Raw genomic sequence first — 21,953 nt, forward strand, 5'->3', positions numbered from 1 at the left:
ATACGATTTCTGCCGGTATTCTTCTAATCCATTGGACTTTAGGTCTTTGTTGTTCCCAGATTTCCTGAACTGCCGCTACAGGATTTCAATATACCCGTCTGTTCCGTTCACCCGGATTCGCTGCCCGTCTTTTATTCGTTTGGTAGCATTCTCCGCCCCTACGACTGCCGGCAAGCCATATTCACGGGCGATCACCGCTCCATGCGTCATCAGCCCGCCAACTTCGGTGACCAGACCTTTTATGGAGACAAACAACGGGGTCCAGCTCGGATCCGTGAAGGAGGTGACCAAAATATCCCCCTCTTCCAGCTTCGCGTCTTCCATGTCCAAGATAACCCGTGCCCGTCCCTCGATAACGCCGGATGAGACGGGCAGCCCCGCAATGGCTCCTGCCGGGAGATTTTCCCGCTTGTACTTCCCTGACAGGATTTCACCATCGGACGTCATCACACGCGGCGGGGTTAGTTTTTCGTAAAAGCTGTACTCGTCTTTGCGTTTGGTAATGATCCGGTAATCCAATTGCTTTGTGCGCACGGCTTCGCGAAGCTCTTCAAAGGTGAGCTCATAGATGTCTTCTTTTTCACGAATCACGCCGGCCTGGACAAGCTTCTCGGCTTCTTTGAGCAAAGCCTGTTTGTAAAGGAAATAGCGATTCACCATGCCGTATTTCGGGTATTCCCGGAACCCGCTGAAATTTCGGATCAGGTCGATCCTTCGTTTGGTTTCTTTGGCTTTTTGTTCGCCATCCGGCAAAGCCTTCAATCGCCCTAACAGCTCTTGTTCTTTCTTCAATGCTTCCTGGCGCCCTAACTCAAACTTTCGTTTGCCGGCATCCGGTGCGAAGTTTTTAATGTTATTAAGAATCAGAGGGAGAAGCATGGTTGGTTTTTCGCTCCAGCGAGTCCTCGTTATATCAATTTCCCCGGGACAGCGCATTCCATATTTGCCGAGGTAATCCAGAATCGCGCCGCGGGCTTCCTTTCCCCCTTCAAGCCGGAGCCGGAGCAGTTCCTCCAAAAAATCATCCTCGTTTACCCGCTGCAAATAATCAATGACCGCCGGATAAGAGCGAATCGTATCTGCGACCTCCAATAGCGCCAGTCCCATCTCCGAAGTAATGTTGTGCGGTACGGATTGGGAAAGCGGATCTGCTGCGTTTTTTTCGCCTAACCATCGATTCATCTTTTCGTTGATCCAAGCGGAAGCATCCATAGCGGCCATGATAACGGCTAAAGCTTGCGGGTTAAACAAAAACAACTTTTTTAATTGCTGGAGATCTTCCACAATAAAATCAAACAAAGCCGAGCCGGCTTTCGTTTGTATGGTCCGCTTTAACTCTTCGATTGAGGTTTGACTGCTCTTGATCAACTCGGAAACGATGGCCGGATCATATTCAGTATCCTTTTCCGCTTGAGACCCCGCAGACTGCGGTATATCGTTACGGCTTTTACTTGGGCCGGGCTCTTTTTTATCGATTGGGCTTGGTTTTTGATCCGCTTCCCGTTCGAGGATGGTCAACAGGGCGTCTTTGATGAGGGGATCGGATTGCCCCAACGTATTCAATAAAATGTCTCTGCCGGCGGGTGAAGCCAGATTCGGGGCGACGTCCACAAACAACCTTCCGCCTGCCTGATGCATGGGGGCAGGAGTCGTCATCAGGTAAAACGACAGACCCAACGGCTTGATGGGGTCCGTCATCATTTGTTGATGGCCAACGGAGACGTAAACGTGAGGTTTTTCATCATTGGCTTCGGGTATCGGGTATAAGGTCGTGATTGGACGGCTCTGAACCATATAAAAAGCATCATCAGCCAAACACCATTCGATATCTTGCGGGTGACCGAAGAAAGCTTCGACCTGTCTACCAAGGCGTGACAGCTGCAAAACTTGCGAATCCGTAAGCGTTTGCGTCTTTTGCCGATCCGGATCAATCCGCCGGGTCTCCGTTCCTCCTTCTTTTCTTCCGTAGACAGCCACTTGTTTGGCTGCAATTCTTTTGTCGACGATTTTCTCTTCCCGAACTTTATAGCAATCGGCCGATACCAAGCCGGAGACCATTGCTTCGCCAAGTCCGAAGCCTGCGTCAATTGACAGCACCTTTCGATTGGAGGTCACGGGGTCTGCGGTAAATAAAATCCCCGATGCCTGGGGAAAAACCATTCTTTGCACGATAACCGCTATGTAAATCCGGCTGTGGCCAAATCCGTTTTGCATCCGGTAGACGACCGCACGATCCGTAAACAGGGACGCCCAGCATTTGCTGATATGCCGCAAGATCGCTTTCCTGCCGATGATATTCAGAAAGGTGTCCTGCTGACCGGCAAAAGAGGCATGCGGCAAATCTTCGGCCGTCGCACTTGAACGTACGGCATAGGCATGTTCTTCGCCAAGACGGGAGAGATAGTCAGCAACGGCGTTTCCAACATCGGAAGGAAGCCCGGTTTCCCCGATAAGCTGCCGGATTTCCCTGCTGATTTCTCCAATTTGAGCCCGATCGTCTGCTTTTAACAGACGGAGCCGGTTCAACAACGCCTGATACGTTTTGTTAGCTTCAATGGCTTTTTGGTACCCTGCCGTTGTGATACAAAAACCTTCCGGCACTTGGATTCCTTTCAATTTGGATAGCTGCCCCAAATTAAACCCTTTCCCGCCTACAAGCGCTACCGGCGTTTTTCCCATCTCCTGAAAACCGATAACCAAAGAACTCATTTCACATCTCCCCTAATCATAAAATGAAGAAAACCATTTGACAGGAGTTTGCCGGCATGGTACAATAAAAATGTAAGATGCATTACTTGTGCTTATGATCGAAAACGCAGATGTAATGAGAGTATATCATCCGCTTTGTTTCGATGCAATAAGAGGACAGAATAACTCCGGTTAAATATACAGGACACACCTTTCCAGGTGTGTCCTTCTTCATGGCGTGCGAAAATATACCTTTGTCGCAATGACCACTTCATCCCGATTCGCGTAATCCTTCAGCGCCCGTCCGAGATACTCCTCGCTCCCATCCTTATGGTGGGCCATTATTATACAAAACGGCCGGCCCGCAGTTCGATAAGAACGTCGGGCCGGCCGTTTTTCTGTGATTAATCCAAATAACCTTCCACCAGGCCGAGCCGCAAAGGCTTCGGCAGCTCGCAGTTGGTTGTCAGCTCCACATAACGTTTGGAATCCGAGCTGGTATGGAACGCATGCATGATTTCCAGGACGTGACAGGCGAGCTCGCCGTTGGCCCGCGGCCGGTTGCCGGACGCGATACAGTCCGCCATGTCCGCAACTCCGATTCCCCTGCTGTTGCCGGCATAGCTGTGTACCGGCGGAAATTCCATAAACGCGCTTCCGTTTGCGGGTTTGAACAGGATGGGCCCGCCGAAGGTGTTGGGATCGGGAACAATCAGCGATCCCCGGGAGCCGTAAATTTCGATGCGGGGAAGAGTGCTGTCCCAGACGTCAAAGCTTGTCACGACAGTCGCCACTGCGCCGCCGGCAAACTGCAGCGTTCCAGCGACATGCGTAGGCACCTCGACCGCAATTTGTTTTCCGAATTTCTTCGGGCTGGTAATCGTCCGTTGAGGAAATGAGGTCTTCGTCATGCCGCATACGGTTGCGGCCGGTCCCAGCAGGGAGACCAGCGCCGTGAGATAATAAGGGCCCATGTCGAACATGGGGCCTCCGCCGGCCTGATAGTAAAACTCCGGGTCCGGGTGCCAGCTTTCATGCCCGTGACAGACCATGAACGCCGATGCCGCTACCGGCTCCCCGATATAGCCGTCATCGATCAGTTTTCGGCAGGTTTGAAGACCGGTTCCCAAAAAAAGTATCCGGAGCGCAGCCAAGCATCAGCCCCTTTTCTTCTGCAAGGCGAACCAGTTCACGCCCATGCTCAAGCGACAGGGACAACGGCTTCTCGACATAGACATGTTTGCCGGATTGCAGCGCTTGCCTGCAAACCTCGTAATGTCCTGCCGGTGTAGTCAAATTCACGACAATTTGAATCTCCTCGGAAGCCAGCAATTCTTCTGTGGTCCAAACGTTCGGAACTCCGTATTTCTCCGCAGCCTCCGCCGCCCGTTCTTTTATAAGATCGGCACAAGCGTAGACTTCCGTGTTTACAAAAAGCCTGGATAAATTCTCAAAATAGATGCCGCTGATATTGCCGCAGCCAATAATCCCGACCTTTACCTTGTCCAAAACCATCCCACCTTGCTGATGAAGTGTATGTACTTATCTAGCGGCCCAGAGGAACCCTCTGCGCATCAGTTCCTTCGCTTCCGGGATATCGAAGATATCCGCATGATGGCCCAGCGAGTTATAGAATACCCTGCCCTCTCCCCACCTTTTGGTGTACACAACCGGCATGGTAATCGCGCCATTTGCGGAGTGCGGGCCTTCACTGATGGAAAATGTCGTGGTCGCCAGCACATTTACCGAAGGATCGACATGGAGGAAATACTGCTCCGACTTTACCTTGAAATCCCGGATTCCTTCAATGATCGGACTGGAGCTGGCGGCCACCATATTCACCTCATAGTCCACTCCATCATTAAAGGGATGGGCTACCCATTGCGAACCAGTCAGAAATTGCCATTCCACGCAATTGCGGAAGGAGTCGCACATCCCTCCATGGCAACCGGCCAGGCCGACTCCGGCTTCCACTGCCTTCAATACGGGCTGGAGCTGCTCATTGCTGATCTCCCCCATCGTCCAGACCGGAACAATCAGGTTCAGCCCCAGCAGCTTTTCCTCGTCCTTAAAGCTGTCCAGTGTATCGGATACCTCAACATCAAAGCCTTCGGCTTGAAGCAAAGCCGAAAATACGGCGGATACCTCCACCGGTTCGTGACCTTCCCAGCCGCCTCTTACAATCAAAGCTTTTTTCGGCATAACTAACGACTCCTTCGGGTTCTGATAATTTTGACATCGCTCAGTTCGATTGTAAGGCTATCGCTTTGCTGCGGCTCGTCATTTTCATTGCCCGGCTGGTCATTTTTTGCTATTATCTTAAAAAACAAAACCTCAAAGCAGCCCTATCATCCGCCTTGCGGCAAAGGAGCATTATGAAAGCCTATCATGAAAACCGGATGTATCCTTCCGGACTCCCTTTCACTTCCATGCTTTTGCCAAATATGAATTTTCTTGCCCATTGCACACGGATCTGGAATTTGTATATGTTTGCGAAGGGTCCATTCGAATGGGGATTAATCAGGAGAGCCGGCTTCTTCACAAAGGAGACATGGCGTTTTGCGGAAGCGGGGATATTCATTATTATGACAGCAGCGACTGCGAATCGGTCATTTTGCTGGTCATCTTCAATCCCCAGCTGATCGGCAGCCCCGGAGGATGGCCGAAGGACGTACGCCTGGCGAGTCCCTTCATCCGGCCGGGTGAGGAGTCAACCGCTGATGGAAGGCTTCTTTCGAGTGTGTCCGGGCTTATGCTCCGTTTGCACAGGGAATTTAACGATCAGGCTGCGCACCATGAACTGTTTATTACCGGAATGCTGCATGAGCTTTGCGGAATGATCCTGCGGCATCTCCCCTGTGAAGCGGCCAATCAAAAAAAGGACCGGCGGCGAATAACCGGCATGAAGGTTATGCAGGCCGTGCTTGATTATCTCGAAGCCAATTATTCCGATGTAATCACGCTTGAGGATGCGGCAAAACAGGCCAACATGAGCCTGTTTTACTTCTCCAGGTTCTTCAAAACGACCACCGGTATGAGTTTTGTCTCCTACCTGAACCACATTCGGGTAAACAAAGCCGAAGAGCTTCTGCTGCATACGGAGAAGCCGATTATTGACATTGCGCTGGACTGCGGGTTTACCAATGTCAGAACCTTTAACCGGGTGTTCAAGCAATTCAAGCACAGCACGCCGTCCAGCTTACGGTAGAGGAAGGTTGAAAGTCACTTCACTTCGGTAGTATTTTGGTCATGATATAATCGATCTGTTCCTCGTCTCCCATATAGAAAGAATGGCTTCCGGTTTGTTCAAACCCCATTTTTTTATAAAAGGCGATGGCGCTGTCGTTTTTCTCCCACACGCCTAACCAGATCTTTGTTTTGTGCTTTTGCTTCGCCACTTCTTCCGCTTGGTAGATGAGATATTTCCCAAGTCCTTGTTTGTGGCAGGTTTTTCTTATATAAATGCGTTCGATTTCGAGCGACTCCTCGCCCATTCTTTCCGATTGCGCCTCGCCTGTGTTCACCTTTAAATAACCGGCAAGCTCCTTATTCCTGTAAATAAAATAGAACGAAGAAGCGGCTGCCGACAGCTCCTTCTCCAATTGCTTCGTGTGAAAGGCCCGTTCCAGGTAGGCTTTCATGGCTTCGGGGGAATTCTGATGCTTAAAGGTATCATTGAAGGTTTCAACGCTTATTTCCTGCAGCAGGCTCAAGTCTTCTATCGTACATTTTTTCATCTCAATGTTCATAGCCGTTATCCTCCTGTGCGTCCATCAATACGCTCTCTTGTTTCCCTTTTTCACAAACTCCCAGTCTTTCTCGACGTTTTTTCTCACTCTTTGCAGCAGCTTCAAAAGGGTTTCCGCCTCTTCTTCGGAGAAGCCGGATAATGCAACCGAATTGGAATGATCGTTTTCGTTTTTTATCGAAGGGTAAACCGCCTCCCCTTTTTCCGTTGGGAACAGTTTTTTTATTTTCCGGTTATGCCGGTCATCCCTTTTCTCAATAAATCCGTTCCTTTCAAGCTTCTGTATTGCACGCGCTGCCGTAGTCCGGTCCACCTTTATCATTTCCGCCAGCTTGTCCGGAATGATTCCCGGATGTTCACATATTCGCACGAGGTACAAATACTGTCCTCTGGTAAGGTCGAATTTTTTAAATTCGATATTGCTTATCGAATCCAGCGACCGGGCGATCATCCCGACCTCACGGAGAACTTCCTCCATAACCCCGCCTCCACTTTCCGTCTCTAGCGATGAAGTTATTTCGATAAAAGCATCTTACATTATTTTTGTTGTATTTACAACAATATACTAGCCGCTGGCTGCTCTTTCCCTTTTGACAAACCGTTCGTTTCCCGTTATAGTTCCGTTGTCCAGATTGGCTGGATGAAGGCTTAGCGGGGAGGAAAAGCATGAACCAACACCAGAAAATCATTATTCCAATCATTCTTGAGCGCTTCGAAGCTGCCGTGGCGCAGCCGGAGGATACCGAGGAAGTGATGTCCCTGCTGGTCGGGGTAGCGGAATGGCTAAAAAGCCGGGGGTCCAGCCAGTGGAATGGCCTGCTTAAAGGAGAGGACTCCCATAATACCAGAGAGGCGATCCGGCGCGGGGATGTCTTTGTTTTTAAGGACGGCGGGGAAATGGCAGGCATGGTCATGCTGCTTCGCAAGCCGAGCCCATGGGACGTCCAATTGTGGGGAGACAAGGCGCAGGAGGCTGACGGAGCGGTCTATTTGCACCGGTTGGCGGTTCGTCGGAAGTACGCCCGCACCGGTCTTGGCCAAAGCATTCTGAACTGGTGCGGCGCGGGTCTCCGCTTCATGAACAAGCGGCTGATCCGGCTCGACTGTATCGCCGATAATCCCGCCTTAAACTCGTTTTACGCGCGGAACGGCTATGTTTTTGCCGGTGAAAAAGACGGATTCCGGACCTACGAAAAGACGCTGGAAACCGGATGAAAAGGGAAAGCCCCTTTTCATCCTCAACTCCCGATTTCCTCCCTCACCGGCTCCAGACTGGTCCAGGCCGGCAGAGGGTCCGCAAAGAAACTCCAGTCTTCTTCCATTTCGCTGTCCGTCAAAAGGCAGCGGTCCAGGGAAGCGATGATTTCTTCCCGGTCCATTTGAATGCCGATAATCACCCACTCCGTCGTTCGGTCCCCCCATTGAGGGTCCCAATTTACGAGCAGTTCGGGGGTTTCGCGCAGGAGCGCTTCTTTCTCCGCCGCGGAAGCGGCCGCGATCCAGTAGCCGGCCGGGCCGAATTGAATGGATGGGCCCGCTTGGCCGATCGACGCCGCAATATCGGAGCGTGTGGCAATCCACAAAAAGCCTTTGGAACGCACCACTTCCTCCGGCCATTCTTCAAAAAAGCGAAGAAGTCTTTCGGGATGAAAAGGCCGCTTCCGCCGGTAGACAAACGATCCGATTCCGTACTCATCCGTTTCCGGAGCATGCTCGTTCTCCAGCTCGCGCATCCATCCTGCGGAGGTGCTGGCGGCGTCAAAATCGAACCGGTTCGTGTTCAGAATTTCCTTGGGGTCAATCCGGCCATAAACGCTGCGAACCAGCTTCGCACGAGGTTGAAGCGTGCGCAGGACAGCCTCCAGCTTCCGTAAATCTTCTTCCGCCAGGCGGTCGCACTTATTAAGCACCAGCACATCGCAAAATTCAATTTGATCGATAAGCAAATCGACTACATCGCGCGTGTCTTCTTCGCCGCTTGCCTGCGACCGTTCAAGCAGGCTGTCCCCGGAAGAAAAATCCTTCCAGAAGCCGTAGGCGTCCACAACCGTCACCATGCAGTCCAGACGGCAGTACCGGGTCAGATCATATTTCCCGTTCTCGTCCTGATAGGAGAAGGTTTGCGCAATGGGCAGCGGTTCGGCGATTCCCGTCGATTCAATCAAAATGTAATCATAGCTGTTTTGTTCGGCCAATTGGCTGACCTGCTCCAGAAGATCCTCGCGCAGCGTGCAGCAAATGCAGCCGTTGGAAAGCTGCACAAGCTTCTCCTCCGTTCTCGACAAGCTGGAGCCGGAACGAATGAGGGCCGCGTCGATATTTACCTCGCTCATGTCGTTGACGATCACGGCCACACGCAGCCCATCCCGGTTGTTCAGCACATGGTTTAGCAGCGTGGTCTTGCCGGAGCCAAGATAACCGCATAGCACGGTTACCGGAATCAGATCCTTTTTCATCATGGTGAATTCTCCTCTCGGAATCATTTAGGCGCTCTTTTATTTAGTAATATTTACGATTAATTAAAGCACGAAATTGCAAAAGTAACAACTCGAGGCTCATCCCCGCAAAATCAATCCCCTTTAGGTTTCTCGACGCCGTTTGCCGGAGTGTTTTGGGATACCAGCCCGTTATCGTACGTGTACGATAATTTCGGTTCATGCTTCTTGCCGGCAAGCGCTTGCCGGACCAGCACTCTCCCGTCTTCGGGTGTCATTTCCCTGTACCAGGCTCCTTCCGGATAGGCAATCACGACGCACGCATCGTCACAGCGGCCATTGCAGCGTGTCCGCGTCGTATGGATGCAGGGATCCGCTTTTAATTTTTTGATTTCATCGCGAATTTCGTCCGTCAACCGCTCCGCACCGCCTCTTTTGCAGCTTCCTCCTTCGCAGATCAGAAGATGGGTCGTGGTGCCGGTCAGATTCCATGTCGTCACAGGCGTTTTCCTCCTTCACGTAGATGGCGAGAGTATGGATTTGAGGCGCATGTGGTCTTTCAGGTTAATCCCTGCGGTCGGATGCCAATGAATCAGGGCGGCTTTGAATTTGTGGGTATAGGAATACCCGCTCCCGCTCGCTGCTGCATGCTCGAACAGTATTTTTTCGGCCGCTTTCCGGTCATAATTCGCATCCAGAATGTCGCTCAGGTTGCTTCGAATCAGCTTTTCTTCATTCTCGTAGAAGTAGGTGCGTTCCAGATCAAGAATGCGGCAATTGGCGTCAATCCCCAGCTCGTATAAAAGGTTTAACAGGTAAATATAATCCCTGCGCTTGAATTTTATTTTGCAGCCCAGTTGACGGGCTATTTCGAGATAATGCGGTTTTTCCGGTCCGCTCGTCAGCCCGATAATCGCCGTGCGCTGGGCGGAATTGTTCATGTTCACAAGTGCCGCTTCGATTTCCGACATGCGGTAATAACAATTGATGCCAAACACGACATCAAACTGCCGGCCCAGAACGTATTCTTCCCACTTGGCATGAACTCCGCTCATATTGGTGATCCCATGCCCGAGAGCTTTTTCCTGCAAAAAGCTCAAAACGCTGGAGGAACTGTCCACGCAGGTGAGGCTCTTCACCCGGATGGCCGCGGAAAAGGTATAATTCCCCCAGCCGGGGCCGATTTCAAGAGCCTCATCTCCGGGCTTCAGGTGTGTCAGCAGCTCTTGCCGAACGGGCAGCGCGTACTCGTCGAGCCCGCCGGATGGCGCATCGCCTTTTTTCGCCAAATGCCCCTGCCAGAAAGCCTCTTCCTCTTTGTCGCTGGTCATTCGCTCCGGCAGCCGGCCGCTCCAATCCTTCATTCCTTCCTGCCACAAAGCTTTAAAGTTCATATCAAACCGGACACCATGATACACGGCAATCGTCTCCTCTCCTGTAAAAAGCGGGCGATGCGCCCGTCAAGCCTCCGCATCCGGGACCGCCCGCATGGCCGTCATCTTCAGCCCGCACAAGCCCGGCTCAATCGTCATGGTAACGCCGTAAACCGCCTCCATTGCCGCCGGCGTAAATACCTTTTCCGGTGCGCCGCTGGCAAAAACACGCCCTTGCTTCAGCAAAATGACGGAATCGGAGTAGCGGGCGGCCAGCTCCAGATCATGCAGAATGAGCACGATCAAAACATCGGATTTCCCTGCAAGAACGCGAAGCCCCTCAAGCACCTCCAGCTGATGGCGAATATCCAGTGCTGAAGTCGGCTCGTCCAGCAGAAGGATTTCCGGCTGTTGAGCCAGCGCTCTTGCAATAAGGACCTTTTGCCGTTCGCCGCCGCTCAGCTGATCCATGTAGCGCTCCGCCATGCCGTCCAGCTTCATGTCCGTCAAGATGTCAGCGACAAGCTGCAGATCCTTCCGCCTTACCCCCCACTTCATATAAGGTTTTCGGCCAAGCAGCACCGTCTCCATTACCGTCAAAGGAAAACCGCCGGCACTGTGTTGGGGAACATAAGCCTGCCGGCGGGCAAGCTCGCCCGGCTTAATGGAGCGGACATCTTGACCGGACAGCTTAACCTTGCCGCGGTCGGGCGGAATAATGGAAGCCAGCAGCTTCAGCAAGGTGGTCTTGCCGGCTCCGTTCGGGCCAACAATGCTGACCAGTTGCCCTCTGGGTAATTGCAAGGATACGTTATGGAGAATAGCGCGCGCCCCGTACTGAAAGGACAGATTGGCCGTCTCCAATTGGATTCCCGCCGTCTTCTTCACGCCCAATAGTCCCTCCGCTTCCTGACGAGCAAGTAAATAAAAAACGGCGCCCCGAAAAACGCGGTTACGATGCCGACCGGAATTTCGACCGGTGATAAAACCAGCCGCGCCGCCGTATCGGAAAGCAGCAGCAGCAAAGCGCCGGTCAGACAGGAGCACGGCAGCAGGAACCGGTAGTCCGTCCCGATTATCATACGGCTGATATGCGGGGCGACCAGTCCGATGAAGCCGATAATTCCGCTAAAGGCGATGGTCGTCGAAGCCATCAAGGTCACAAGAGCCAAACACGTCCAGCGTATCGTCTTCACCTTGACGCCAAGCGTACGGGCGACCTCTTCGCCGGAGCTGAGCGCATTCAGGTCCCATGCGTATTTCATCAGCACGCCGAATGCCAGCAAAAACAGCGGCACAAGCAGCTGGACGATTTTCCAATCGGCTCCCCAAAAACCGCCCATCAGCCACACAACCAGGTCTTTTAGAGCTTCATTGTCCGAAAAATATTTGAGGGCCGAGACGCCGGCGGAAAACAAATGACCGATGGCCACCCCCGCCAGCAGAAGAACCGTGGTGGAGCTCTTCTTCAGCTGGGCGATACCGGAAACGACAACGACCGCCAGGCAGCCGAATACAAACGCGTTCAAGGCGATCAGCCATTGTCCGCCAAGGGTCAGGTTGACTCCAAAAACGCTTGCGCCTGCCACAATGGCCAGTGCGGCTCCAAAGGAAGCCCCGCTGGAAACTCCCAAGGTAAAGGGATCGGCTAAAGGGTTATGAAGCAGCGCCTGCATGATCGCTCCTGCCGCGGCGAGCGACATTCCGGTGACAAGAGCCATTGCAATCCGGGGCAGCCTTACCTCCGTAAGGATGTAGCGGTTGATTTCATCCGTCTCGCTCCCGGAGAGCATTCCCCCAATTTCCCGCAGCGGAATCGAAGCGGACCCGCTCGCGGCTGCGTACAGGACGGCCAGCAACAGCAAAAGAAACAGCAGCACAAGAACAGCCGCCTTTCGCCGGGTGCCTTTACGATAGGCGGTATCCAACGGCCGGCGGGACGGTTCGGCCAACGGCCGGTTTCCCGAAACCATCCTCAATCGTTCCCTTTAAAGGAGTAATGCCAGATCCCTTGATAGGGAACGCCCAGCCACTCCTCATAGTATTGCTTGGCATATCGATCGGGATCTACGTCCGCAAACCGGTCGGGATACAAATATTTGGCCAACTGAAGAATGCCGATGTACCTTTTGTCCGAGCCGATAAAGTTCGTGTGGAAGAAGTACACCTCGCGGTCTTTGCCCGCCTGAAGCCGGGGAACGGCCGAAGTATTCATGATATTGTCAAAGGCTTCATCAAGCGGCTGAGGATCGGTTGCTTGATAGCCGCCCAGCCAGGTCCCGTGAAGAGTGATGACATCCGGATTGTGCTGAAGCACATACTCGGTATCCACCATTATGGTGGTGGAAGCTTCCGTAGGGTCCCATTGCAAATCCGCTGCGTCTTTTCCACCTGCCAGAATCGTTGCGTACCCTTCGCCAACGCCCGGCTTTCCCCCTAGCGCCTGGCTCGGGAAGATGCGAAATCCGCCGTCCGAGTTCAGAAAACCGGCCGAAAGGGCCAGTACGCTTTTTTTGTCCTCTTCCTTCATATCTTTTATCCGCTCAGCCGGAATGGCCTCGATCTCCTGCTTCCAATTCAGGAAGTTTGCCGCTTTCTCTTGTTTTCCGAATAGGGCTCCCAACGCTTCCAGTTCCTTATCCATCTGATCGGGCAGATAGTTATTCATTCGCACCACCTGAATGCCGGCCGGCTCCAATTTAGCTTCCAGCGTGTTGTCCGGCCTGTTTGTATAAGCGAACACCACTTGCGGCTTCAGACTGAGTATGGTCTCCAGATTTACTTGACTGGTTTCGCCAACGTCGGGAAGCTTGTCAAAACCGAGATAAGGATTGTTTTTGTGCGTATTGTCGCCAACGGCGATTACCTTGTCTCCCGCCCCGAGCAGCGCAATGGCTTCCGCAGTGTTCCGGTTCAGCACAACCGCACGTTCCACAGGTCGCTTTAGCGTGATCTCATTACCGGAAGTGTCGGTGAAAGTGAAGTCCTGGTTCTCGTCCAAGGACGGCTGCGCAGCTTCTCCGTTTTTTACCTCCGCCACGCCTGCCGGTGAGGAGCTTGCCATTGCTTCTTCGGCGGACGGAGCCGATGCAGAGCAGCCTGCAAGAAGCAGAACCAGACTCATAAGCAGCATGAAAGAAAAATGAGTCAAAGCATGAGATGGCTTTCGTTTGGTCTTTCGGATGGGGTGCATCTCCGGTTCTCTCCTTTGTCATTCTTTTATTAGTAATTTTTACGATTAAAATCGATTCTACTTTCTTTTTTCGTTTCCGTCAATCCCTTTTGCACGCCTTAACCGAAAACAAAAAGGCGGCATTCATTGGAATGCTGCCTGCTCTTCATTTGTCACCACCAAGGAAATTGGGTTGATAGCTACTTGTCCAGGTTGCGGTAATCGGACGTATAGGGAAACACATACGGCGACTCAGGGGCGTCCACGACAGTTATCGCATGCACGGCGATTTCCAGCAGCTCGTTTCCTTGGTAGGAAGAAATTCCGATGACTCCGCTGAGCTTGACCCAAGTATCATTTGCATAATTTGCCGCATTTGCATGCCGGACGATAACGCCATACGGGGAGGCGTCCGCAGAGCAGCAGTTCATGGCAAGCCGTGCAATGACAAACCGATTGTCCGCCATCTCCTCTTCCCGGTAAACAAACCCGGTCAGTTCGATTTTTTTCCCGATAAAGCTGGTCTTGTAGATGTCGATTGCCCCCAGAACCTCCATAAAGCCTTCATCCCGCACCTCAATAAGATCCTTTCGGTAAAGGAGCTTTCCGAGCTGACGGTATTGCTCCATATAGGGCTCGTCCGGGAAAAGAAGCTCCAGGTCCTCTTCGCTCGTCTCCGCAGCCGGGACTGTGATTTCGCGCGGGGCAGGCGATGGCGGGGCCGCTTTCTCCTCTCCAAGCTTTGGAGCGCCGGGCTGCACATATTCGTTTGCATTCAGCTGAATGCCTTTCACGGAAACCACGCTGCTTCCCATAACGGCATGGGGGAAAACAAAACCCAGCAGCAGAGGAAGCGCAAACAAGCCGTAAGTCAGGCCGTTGCCAAGCGGGGAGCGTGCCGTATGATCCGTACAGCCGCAGTCAACGCCGCAATCGGGCGCTTTTCCGTAAAGCGCCGTCCGGGCTTGAAAGACGGCAACGACCAGGAGCGCCAGGGCGGCGAATTTCACGACAGGCTGCATGCGGGGCACGACATACAGGGAAAGCGTCCCGGTACGCGTCAAAAAGATAATATAACCGGTAAAGGCGGCCAGCAGCCCGGCCCGGAGCAAGGGATGGAACCGGCTCGTTTTTTTCTCCCACATTTGCGATCCCTCCCTCTTTTGTCATAAGCGAAATAAGCCAAAGGCGAACGAACCCGCCAGCACCGTGACGCCAATCAGCAAAGCCAAAAGCAAAACGAACCGCGCTTTAAACACACTGAGCAGCATCAGCGTGCTTTTGAGATCAAGCATCGGGCCAAACACAAGAAAAGCCAGAACAGCGCCGGGCGAAAAGGAACCGGCAAAAGAGGAGGCCACAAATGCGTCCGAATTGGAGCAGAGGGAAAGAATGTAGGCGAGGCCCATCATGAACAGATGCGACCAGACGGGCTGCTGTCCAATTTCCATGATTTCCGCACGGGGCACAAAGGCTTGCATGCATGCCGTTAACAAAGCTCCGAAAACCAGGTATTTGCCCATCTCGAAAAGCTCGTTTCCGGCATGCTCCATAGCGCCGTACAAACGGAATTGCTTTCGGTTCAGGGCCCCCTTCATATCCTCAAACCCCGGAATCAGCTCCTCCCTTGTTTTTTTCAAAGGATTGCGGCGGTACAGAAGAAAGATCATCAGTCCGATGAGGTAACCTAGAGCGAGCGCAAGCCCCATGCGGCCATACACAATATCCGGCCGGGTGCGGAAGGCGGACAAAGTGGAAGCAAATACGATCGGGTTTACAATCGGGCCGACGAGAATAAAGACAATCCCGACATAAAGAGGCATCCCCTTGCGCATCAGGCGGCGTACAATTGGAATCATGCCGCATTCGCAAAGAGGAAACAAGATGCCGAGAAAGCAGCCTGCCGCAATTCCCATAAGCGGGTTCTTCGGGATAACTTTGCGGATCCATTCCTCCGGTATGTAATACTGAATGATGGCCGATATCAGCACACCGATTACGATGTAACCAAGAGCTTCAAGGACAATGCTCAGAAACATGGATTTAAACGTCTGAAAATTCTCTACGGCTTGATCTGGGAATGCAGTAAGGAGAACGGGATGCATCGCAAAGAGCAATAGAACACCCGCAGCGCATCCAATAAATACAGAAATGCCGATCCGTGAAATGGTCAATCCAAGCTGGCCCCCTTTGCCCTTAACGGCATGACTTCACCCGTAAACATTACTATTAAATAACGAACCGACCCGTCTGTCAATCCCTTCCAATCACCTCACGGTTTGGTTGCCCGCTACTCTCCATGCCTGCAAAAAAGCCGGAACAGGATAGATTCCCGTTCCGGCTTTTTCAGAAATGGATTTGTCAGTTTATCAAGTCCACCGCTGCCTGCGGCACGAATACTTGAACGCCGTTATAAACAATGACCCCATCCAGGCTTACTTTCTTTCCGTTCACCAAAACGATATTCTTGTAAATTTGCAATTCGAGCCGGGTTCCGTTTTTGGAAACCAGCGCCTTCGGGTTTTGGGCGTCTTTCAAATCCAGCTGGTAGGCAGCGCCTTTCGCTGCAAACGCCTGTTGAGCCGGTACAAAAAGCTGTTTGCTGGCTTGGTCCAGATCCAGTCCTAATACACGGGCCATGTATTTGGCCACATCGGTGTTGTCGATAACCCCGAACGGCCGGTCATTGTTGGGCGCATATGTATACAGCACCACGTCGCCGCCGGTATGTCCGCCTGTCGTCCAGCCGATTCCGGCGCGTTTGCTGATGATCGGACCCACGGCGTAATTCATGCTGCCCGGCTTGGCTTCTTTAATCGCCTTAATCTCTTCCTGCGTCAAATCGGTAATCCCGAAATACTCTTTCATCACCGCTTGCACGTTGCCTCGGACCGAGTTGAATTTCGATTCAAGCCCTTCACCGGTCAGCTTCGCTTTTTTCAGCGGGGCGATAAACTTGGACAACGGTTCTTTGTCATAGCTGCCCGTCGTGGAACGGTCTCCAATGGTGAGTCCTCCGTTTCCATGATCGGTTACGGCGATGACGGCTGTCTGCTGATCCGTTTTTGCAAAGTCCAAAGCGGTTTTTACTGCGTCATCAAAAGCCAGCACATCGCTGATAATGCCGATCGGATCATTCGCATGCGCCGCCCAATCGACTTTGCTTCCCTCCACCATCAAAAAGAAGCCGTCTTCATCCTTGGATAAAACTTCGATTGCTTTTCCCGTCATTTCGGCAAGACTTGGCTGCTTGGTTTTGTCCCGGTCCATGTCATAAGCCATCGCTTTTGGCGCAAACATTCCCCAGAGCTTGTCGGATTGGGAGGCTTTCATAGCTTCCGGCGTTGTCACATAGTCGTACCCCAGCGCCTTAATAGAGGCCAGCAGATTCTCGCCGTCTTCCCGTCCGGCCGGAGTCAGATATTGGCTTCCTCCGCCAAGCACGACATCGAGCCCGTTATAAACCTGCTGCTTGCTAAGCGCGTCGTAGTTGCCCCGATCCGGATAATGGGCGCTGAAATCGGCCGGAGTCGCATGCATAAATTCGGAGGTCGCAATAATTCCGGTTGCTTTTCCGGCCAGCTTGGAGGCCTCCAGGATCGAAGCGACCGGTTTTCGCTCATCCCCTGCAGGGATGGGCGGCTCGCCCCGCATGGTGGCTTTATCCGGAAGAACGCCCACAAAACCCGTGTGCGATTTATGACCGGTGGCGAAGGCGGTACCCGCCGGAGCCGAGTCGGCAATCGGAGCATCCGCGGAATGCGTGCGAACCATTCCGCTGGCCATTTGGTCAAGCGTCAAAGCGGAGCCTTTGTACCATCTGGCCAGCGCCGTCGCATCATTCGCCATACCGTCGGGAATAAGGATGATAACATTTTTGATCGCCGTATTTCCCGGAGCATTTTCTTGGGCCTGAAGAGTGCCGCCTCCCAGAGTGGCGGCGATTAGCGTTGCTGCCAGCATCGCAGCTTTAACCGGTCTTTTGTGCATGTTAAGCCTCCTGTACGTTGAGTTGTCTTTCCAGAATCAGTTTAGTAGCCCTGTGTTAAATAAATGCAAAGCCGGGGTGAAAATATTGTAAATTTTACGGATAACAAAAATAAACAAAAAAGCCACCCGCAGGTGGCTTCTGATTGTATTCCTTACGGCTGGCTCCCGCTAGATCGAAAGCTTGTTATGCTCCATCGCGCGGTAAGCGGCCGTCAGCGCTGCCAGTCCCGATTCTTCGGCGTTCCGGGCCGCTTTCAGCACGTCGAGCAGCTCCCGCCGGGTTTCCTCCGGCATAGCTGGCGTCCGTCCGAAAAAGGGGAGCACTTCCCGGTATCGGGCCAGACTGGACGCCACTTCCTTGTAAGGGCCAGCCGCCTTCCGCAGGAGGGCGCCCGCCTCGCCGCCGATCCGATCCGAGGCTTCGTCCAGGAACAGCCCCGCATAGCGGCGGCATTCCGCCCATACCTCCCCGTTGTACGACAGCCCGTCGGGATCGGCCTCCTCCGGCGCGTGCTCCACGGCATGCAGCCAGTTGTCATAGCCGGCCAGACCGGATTTGTAGCCCGGCGCAATCCATTTGGCCGGATTCCCGGCAAACTCCACGGCAAACTCCAGCGCTTCCAGAACGGCAGTGAAATCGTCCGACGCAGCACCCGTTTCCAGCCAGCCGGCATGAAGCCAGCCAACAGAGGAATTCCCCAGCTCCTCCCAAGGCTTGTACCCCTCGCTGTGGCGGGAATAGTCGTCGTGAATCTGAACGCGCCCATCCATGGGAAAGGCGCAGAATTCTCCCTCGATCCCCTCGCAGCGAATAACGACATCCCCATAGCCGCCGGGCGCAAACGAGACTTTGCCGTCCAGCGCGATTCCTTGTGCGGCGAAAGCCTTCCGGAGACGCTCCCCCGCTTCGCCCCGCGCCACTTCATCCCACACATCCAGGTCTGCCGAAAATTGCAGGGTAGGCGTGCCGATCCCTTTATAAAGGTATCCCTGCTCATTGTAGCCGCAAATGGTGTAAAATTCGGGGATGCCCAGCTCCCAGCCGTAGCAGGGAAGCCCTTTGTCCAGCGCCCGCTTGGTGTTCTCCCAAGCAATTTTCTGCTTGAGGGCAAAATCGTGCTCCGTTCGCCAGCCGTTGACCACATTCACGCTAACTCCCAGGTTGTGGGCGAGATTGGTGATCATCTCGCAGTTCCACGCCGTGGGGCCCGAGCTGCAGCCATCCGGCGCCATATTCAGGATAAGGGCATGGCCAGTCGCTCCAAATAGCCAGGCGTCCGAATCGGTTTTGCCCAGAAATTCCATACACGCCTTCAGCGCCCCCAGCCGGGTCACCCAAAAGTTTCTGTACTTCAGTTGGTTCAGCACAACGCTCATCCTTCTACACGCTCCTTTGGTTAGTCGGCAGGAGCTTCCAAACGGAAGCCGGTCCAGCGTAAACACTAACGCTCCGGGAACCACAGCGGCCTGGGCATCTCCTGCACCCCTATCCTAGCATGCGACCACGCCATATAATGTCATGGCTGCCCCTTTGCCTGCAGGGACGCTTGCATATGCAGCAGCCGGTTTTGCATCATGTTCCGGAGCCACCCCGGCCGTTCGATCCGATATTCGCACGGACAGCCGAGCAGAACGGAGCCAAGACTCTCCGCGTTGCGGAAGAAAATCCGGAAGCGGCGGCCATCCAGCCGCTCATACCGGTGCCGGAGCAGAGGCACATATTCCGGAACGGCTAGATAAAGAACAGCCGAGTAAGGTTCCTCTGCCGCAACGGGTACCACTTCGCCGGCTCCGACCAAAGGGGAGATGGCGTACCGCTCCCCTCTCAGCTGAACCCTGGTAATGGAGCGCAAAAACAGCAGCCGGATGCATCCGGCAGTCTCGTCAAAGCCCAGCACGCAGTTCTCGGAATCGTAGGGAAACAGCTGCATGGGAGCAAAATGCTCCATCTGCTCCATCCGGCCGTCAGCACTGTAATCCATGCGCACCTTGATCTGAAGCCGAACCGCCCGGTGCAACACATCAAATTTGTCCGTCTCTCCCTGATTCAGGCTGTGCACGGACAGACTGCTCTGCTCCGGAACGAGAGCGGCGTTCCCCGATTCTTTGCTGGATGATCCGGGCATGGTCAGCCGCTGAAACAGCTCGGCCAGCTCACGTCCCTCGGGGCCGCCCGTTTTTTCGTAACGGTAGGACAGATAGGTTAAGCTGCGGGCTTGGGAATCGGTCAGCAGCATGGCCGGCAGCGCAAAAGTATTCGCAGTATAAAAATAGCCGTTCCGCCGCCGGCAATAGGCGAGCGGGGCGCCCAGCGAATCCCTCAAATACTCGATATCGCGGGCCGCCTGCCGCTGGGAAATGCCGAACTGCTCGGCGATCAATCGGCTGTTGGGGTATGCCGAAGCCCGAACCTTTCCGTCAATCCACAGGATTCTGTGCCAGTTGCTCATTTTTGCTCCTTTTGGTAATAGGCTTTTCATAGAATGTAGCAAATTCGCTTCAGAAAACTCAATAAAAAAAGTTACTTTGCCGGAACGCACTCGTTCCTTCCTGATCAAATAATGCATCGTAGACAGAAAAGACGCTCCGTACCGGACGGAAGCGTCTTCTCTTCTTACAATTTCAAATAGGCGGCCTCCGGTTTTTTCGGCCGGCCGTCCGGGCGCCAATCGCAAGCGCCGCAAGCAGCAGCACAGCGCCGCCGCCCAGAAGATAAAGCGTGGAGTCGGGATTACTCCCTTCTGCCGGCTGTTCGGCAGGCTCCGTAGAAGGCGACGCATTCGGCGCGGGGGTACCGGTGGAGGATGGTGCATCGGGTTCCTGTCCTGCCGCTTCGCGATCCGGCGAGATGCCCAGAACCTGGTCGCCGCTGACGGACAGTTTGTAAGCAAGGACTTCTCCGCTCCGGAAATGCAGCCTCAGCTGTACGGCACCGTCCTTCACCTGCTCGAAGAAGGCGCTTGACAGCTGCACCAGATTGTTTTCTTCATCCGGCTCGAACGCTTTCCCGTATTCCTTGAACGGGGTCCATTCATCCGGTCCCGCATTGCCTCCTCCTTCATATACCGCCTCCAGCGCGGCCAGCCGGTCGCCGTTAAACCGGACCGGGATGACAAAAAGCTCGCGCGTTCCTTCGGCGCTTCGCGTCACCGGCTTTTGGTACGGGTAGAGATGAAGCTTCCAGTCCGCGCCTGCGGAAAAGGAGCAGGTCAGCGTTGCAAATTCACCTGACTCTTCTGTAAGCAGGGTGCGCAGCAGGCCGGCTTTTAATGTCAGCCGCTCGTCTTCCAGCTCATAGTCGGTACCGGCTGCAAGCTCGCGGTTTCCGGCCTTGATCGCAGTCAGCGTATTGCCGTTCAGGTTCATCCGAAGCGTCGCATCTGAAAGCTCTTCCCCCTGCCGAATATAGATGGAGTCGGAAGCGGCGGTGGAGGAACGTCCGGTAAGCCCCGCCTTCATGACGGCATAGAAATCGGGATTTTTCCAGGTGAAGGCGTTGCGGTCGAAATGCTGCCCGTTGTCCCACAGCATGGTCGTCAACTTTTTCTCGCGCGCGTAATAAGCAAGATACTCGAGGTATTTCAGAACTTCCCCGTGCTGGATGGTCTCTACGTATTTGTCAAAGCCCAAGAGACCGAATTCGCCGATGATAACCGGAATCCCGCGTGCGACAAAGGTGTTGTAGGCGCGGTCGAAGGCATCCTGCACGTCTTGTCTTGCCGTTTCGTCAAACGTCGTTGATCCGCCCATGTTGACACTGAACGGATAAAAGCCGTAATAGTGAATGGTTGCGATCAGATTCGGGTCGTTCAGCTTTTGGAACGTTTGGTGCAGCTCGTCGAGCCGGGCCTGGGTATGACTCGAGGTAATCGAGGAGAGAACGAGCGGCCGTGTCCGGTTCCCCCCACCGCTTTCCCGGACGATCCGGTGAAACGATGTGTTCAGTTCCTCCACCATTTCAAAATAGACCGGCTCGTCCTTGTTCCAATCCTCGGAAAAGCGCGGTTCATTGATCCCTTCGAACAGCAGCGTATTCGGATAATCCCTGAAATGAGCCGCGACCTGACGCCAGACGGCATTATATTTCGTCATCACCGTATCGCGCTCGGCTTCCATGTTCAGCATCCAGTGGGAATCGTGATGAAGATTGATGATGACCGCCAGCCCCTCGTCGAGCGACCAGTCCACCACCTCCTGAACCCGGCTCATGAATTCCTCCTGAACCTTGTAAGCCGGAGCTTCTCCCAGCCGATGGTTCCACGTAACCGGAATCCGGATGCTGCGGTACCCTTGCTGCTTGATCGCTTGGATCAGTTCCCTGGTTACAGCCGGATTGCCCCAGGAGGTTTCCGATCCGCTTGCCTCGAGCGTGTTGCCCAGGTTCCAGCCCGGCTGCATCGCCTCCACCTGCGCCTGCAGGCCGCCCGCCGCTTCGGCTGCGGTCGCGGAAGCCGGCTGAATCGGATTCCCTCCCATCATCATGCCAAGACAAACCATTAAAATCGCGTGCCGCCGTCCCCCTGCTTTCCCCATAGTCCCGTCTCCTT

The 21,953-nt window shown here is 53.7% G+C and carries 18 protein-coding genes and 1 pseudogene; 2 read left to right on the forward strand and 17 right to left on the reverse strand.

The genetic code is table 11. From position 1 onward, the window contains the following. Positions 1 to 75 precede the first annotated feature (75 nt). The 3 genes and pseudogenes from ppsA to AC6I6H_RS06370 form a co-directional block, all read right to left on the reverse strand. A complete protein-coding gene (gene ppsA, locus AC6I6H_RS06360) occupies positions 76 to 2,709 on the reverse strand; it encodes a phosphoenolpyruvate synthase (RefSeq protein ID WP_497952900.1) in 2,634 nt (877 codons plus the stop codon). Positions 2,710 to 3,092: 383 nt separating this feature from the next. Beyond that, positions 3,093 to 4,197 (reverse strand): annotated as a pseudogene (locus AC6I6H_RS06365) (Gfo/Idh/MocA family protein). Between the two features lie 33 nt (positions 4,198 to 4,230). Further along, positions 4,231 to 4,890, reverse strand: coding sequence for a ThuA domain-containing protein (locus tag AC6I6H_RS06370; protein WP_497952901.1), 660 nt, complete (start codon positions 4,888 to 4,890; stop codon positions 4,231 to 4,233). Between the two features lie 307 nt (positions 4,891 to 5,197). On the opposite strand from AC6I6H_RS06370, the gene AC6I6H_RS06375 reads away from it, so the two are divergent. Beyond that, on the forward strand, positions 5,198 to 5,896 hold the full coding sequence (locus tag AC6I6H_RS06375) for a helix-turn-helix transcriptional regulator (RefSeq protein ID WP_497952902.1): 699 nt from the start codon (positions 5,198 to 5,200) through the stop codon (positions 5,894 to 5,896). Between the two features lie 19 nt (positions 5,897 to 5,915). On the opposite strand, the gene paiA is transcribed toward AC6I6H_RS06375, so the two are convergent. Then, a complete protein-coding gene (gene paiA / locus AC6I6H_RS06380) occupies positions 5,916 to 6,437 on the reverse strand; it encodes a spermidine/spermine N(1)-acetyltransferase (protein WP_497952903.1) in 522 nt (173 codons plus the stop codon). Between the two features lie 24 nt (positions 6,438 to 6,461). After that, complete coding sequence (locus tag AC6I6H_RS06385; RefSeq protein ID WP_497952904.1) at positions 6,462 to 6,914, reverse strand: MarR family winged helix-turn-helix transcriptional regulator; 453 nt, start codon at positions 6,912 to 6,914, stop codon at positions 6,462 to 6,464. A gap of 188 nt (positions 6,915 to 7,102) precedes the next feature. Here AC6I6H_RS06385 and AC6I6H_RS06390 point away from each other — a divergent pair, with 188 nt between their 5' ends. Beyond that, positions 7,103 to 7,651, forward strand: coding sequence for a GNAT family N-acetyltransferase (locus AC6I6H_RS06390; protein ID WP_497952905.1), 549 nt, complete (start codon positions 7,103 to 7,105; stop codon positions 7,649 to 7,651). A 23-nt stretch (positions 7,652 to 7,674) separates the two neighbouring features. Here the strand turns inward: AC6I6H_RS06390 and AC6I6H_RS06395 are convergent, their stop codons facing one another. The 12 genes from AC6I6H_RS06395 to AC6I6H_RS06450 all read right to left on the reverse strand — a co-directional run bounded on the left by AC6I6H_RS06395 (position 7,675) and on the right by AC6I6H_RS06450 (position 21,939). Continuing rightward, positions 7,675 to 8,892, reverse strand: a complete 1,218-nt coding sequence (locus AC6I6H_RS06395; protein ID WP_497952999.1) for a GTP-binding protein — start codon at positions 8,890 to 8,892, stop codon at positions 7,675 to 7,677. Positions 8,893 to 9,005: 113 nt separating this feature from the next. Beyond that, on the reverse strand, positions 9,006 to 9,371 hold the full coding sequence (locus AC6I6H_RS06400) for a (2Fe-2S) ferredoxin domain-containing protein (RefSeq protein WP_497952906.1): 366 nt from the start codon (positions 9,369 to 9,371) through the stop codon (positions 9,006 to 9,008). A gap of 15 nt (positions 9,372 to 9,386) precedes the next feature. Beyond that, positions 9,387 to 10,289 carry a class I SAM-dependent methyltransferase gene (locus AC6I6H_RS06405; protein WP_497952907.1) on the reverse strand — a complete coding sequence of 301 codons (903 nt, stop codon included), beginning with the start codon at positions 10,287 to 10,289 and terminating at the stop codon, positions 9,387 to 9,389. 42 nt (positions 10,290 to 10,331) lie between these two features. Beyond that, complete coding sequence (locus AC6I6H_RS06410; RefSeq protein ID WP_497952908.1) at positions 10,332 to 11,132, reverse strand: heme ABC transporter ATP-binding protein; 801 nt, start codon at positions 11,130 to 11,132, stop codon at positions 10,332 to 10,334. Further along, a complete protein-coding gene (locus AC6I6H_RS06415; protein WP_497952909.1) occupies positions 11,129 to 12,124 on the reverse strand; it encodes a FecCD family ABC transporter permease in 996 nt (331 codons plus the stop codon). Before AC6I6H_RS06415 ends, AC6I6H_RS06410 begins: the two co-directional genes overlap by 4 nt. A gap of 95 nt (positions 12,125 to 12,219) precedes the next feature. After that, positions 12,220 to 13,437 carry an ABC transporter substrate-binding protein gene (locus AC6I6H_RS06420; protein WP_497952910.1) on the reverse strand — a complete coding sequence of 406 codons (1,218 nt, stop codon included), beginning with the start codon at positions 13,435 to 13,437 and terminating at the stop codon, positions 12,220 to 12,222. Between the two features lie 179 nt (positions 13,438 to 13,616). Further along, positions 13,617 to 14,561 carry a TIGR03943 family putative permease subunit gene (locus AC6I6H_RS06425; RefSeq protein WP_497952911.1) on the reverse strand — a complete coding sequence of 315 codons (945 nt, stop codon included), beginning with the start codon at positions 14,559 to 14,561 and terminating at the stop codon, positions 13,617 to 13,619. A 21-nt stretch (positions 14,562 to 14,582) separates the two neighbouring features. Next, positions 14,583 to 15,590 carry a permease gene (locus tag AC6I6H_RS06430; RefSeq protein ID WP_497952912.1) on the reverse strand — a complete coding sequence of 336 codons (1,008 nt, stop codon included), beginning with the start codon at positions 15,588 to 15,590 and terminating at the stop codon, positions 14,583 to 14,585. A 187-nt stretch (positions 15,591 to 15,777) separates the two neighbouring features. After that, positions 15,778 to 17,406, reverse strand: a complete 1,629-nt coding sequence (locus AC6I6H_RS06435) for an alkaline phosphatase (RefSeq protein WP_497952913.1) — start codon at positions 17,404 to 17,406, stop codon at positions 15,778 to 15,780. A 168-nt stretch (positions 17,407 to 17,574) separates the two neighbouring features. Continuing rightward, positions 17,575 to 18,783 carry a hypothetical protein gene (locus AC6I6H_RS06440; protein WP_497952914.1) on the reverse strand — a complete coding sequence of 403 codons (1,209 nt, stop codon included), beginning with the start codon at positions 18,781 to 18,783 and terminating at the stop codon, positions 17,575 to 17,577. Positions 18,784 to 18,923: 140 nt separating this feature from the next. After that, positions 18,924 to 19,856, reverse strand: a complete 933-nt coding sequence (locus AC6I6H_RS06445; protein WP_497952915.1) for a helix-turn-helix transcriptional regulator — start codon at positions 19,854 to 19,856, stop codon at positions 18,924 to 18,926. A 172-nt stretch (positions 19,857 to 20,028) separates the two neighbouring features. Next, positions 20,029 to 21,939 carry a cellulase family glycosylhydrolase gene (locus AC6I6H_RS06450; RefSeq protein ID WP_497952916.1) on the reverse strand — a complete coding sequence of 637 codons (1,911 nt, stop codon included), beginning with the start codon at positions 21,937 to 21,939 and terminating at the stop codon, positions 20,029 to 20,031. Between the last annotated feature and the right edge of the window lie 14 nt (positions 21,940 to 21,953).

Source organism: Gorillibacterium sp. sgz306347 (assembly GCF_059735245.1).

Excerpts from the sequence above, each read along its gene's own strand:
- ppsA (WP_497952900.1), bottom strand. The coding sequence starts at position 2,709 with ATGAGTTCTTTGGTTATCGGTTTTCAGGAGATGGGAAAAACGCCGGTA.
- AC6I6H_RS06370 (WP_497952901.1), bottom strand. The coding sequence starts at position 4,890 with ATGCCGAAAAAAGCTTTGATTGTAAGAGGCGGCTGGGAAGGTCACGAA.
- AC6I6H_RS06375 (WP_497952902.1), top strand. The coding sequence starts at position 5,198 with ATGGGGATTAATCAGGAGAGCCGGCTTCTTCACAAAGGAGACATGGCG.
- paiA (WP_497952903.1), bottom strand. The coding sequence starts at position 6,437 with ATGAACATTGAGATGAAAAAATGTACGATAGAAGACTTGAGCCTGCTG.
- AC6I6H_RS06385 (WP_497952904.1), bottom strand. The coding sequence starts at position 6,914 with ATGGAGGAAGTTCTCCGTGAGGTCGGGATGATCGCCCGGTCGCTGGAT.
- AC6I6H_RS06390 (WP_497952905.1), top strand. The coding sequence starts at position 7,103 with ATGAACCAACACCAGAAAATCATTATTCCAATCATTCTTGAGCGCTTC.
- AC6I6H_RS06395 (WP_497952999.1), bottom strand. The coding sequence starts at position 8,892 with ATGAAAAAGGATCTGATTCCGGTAACCGTGCTATGCGGTTATCTTGGC.
- AC6I6H_RS06420 (WP_497952910.1), bottom strand. The coding sequence starts at position 13,437 with ATGCACCCCATCCGAAAGACCAAACGAAAGCCATCTCATGCTTTGACT.
- AC6I6H_RS06425 (WP_497952911.1), bottom strand. The coding sequence starts at position 14,561 with ATGTGGGAGAAAAAAACGAGCCGGTTCCATCCCTTGCTCCGGGCCGGG.
- AC6I6H_RS06435 (WP_497952913.1), bottom strand. The coding sequence starts at position 17,406 with ATGCACAAAAGACCGGTTAAAGCTGCGATGCTGGCAGCAACGCTAATC.
- AC6I6H_RS06440 (WP_497952914.1), bottom strand. The coding sequence starts at position 18,783 with ATGAGCGTTGTGCTGAACCAACTGAAGTACAGAAACTTTTGGGTGACC.
- AC6I6H_RS06445 (WP_497952915.1), bottom strand. The coding sequence starts at position 19,856 with ATGAGCAACTGGCACAGAATCCTGTGGATTGACGGAAAGGTTCGGGCT.
- AC6I6H_RS06450 (WP_497952916.1), bottom strand. The coding sequence starts at position 21,939 with ATGGGGAAAGCAGGGGGACGGCGGCACGCGATTTTAATGGTTTGTCTT.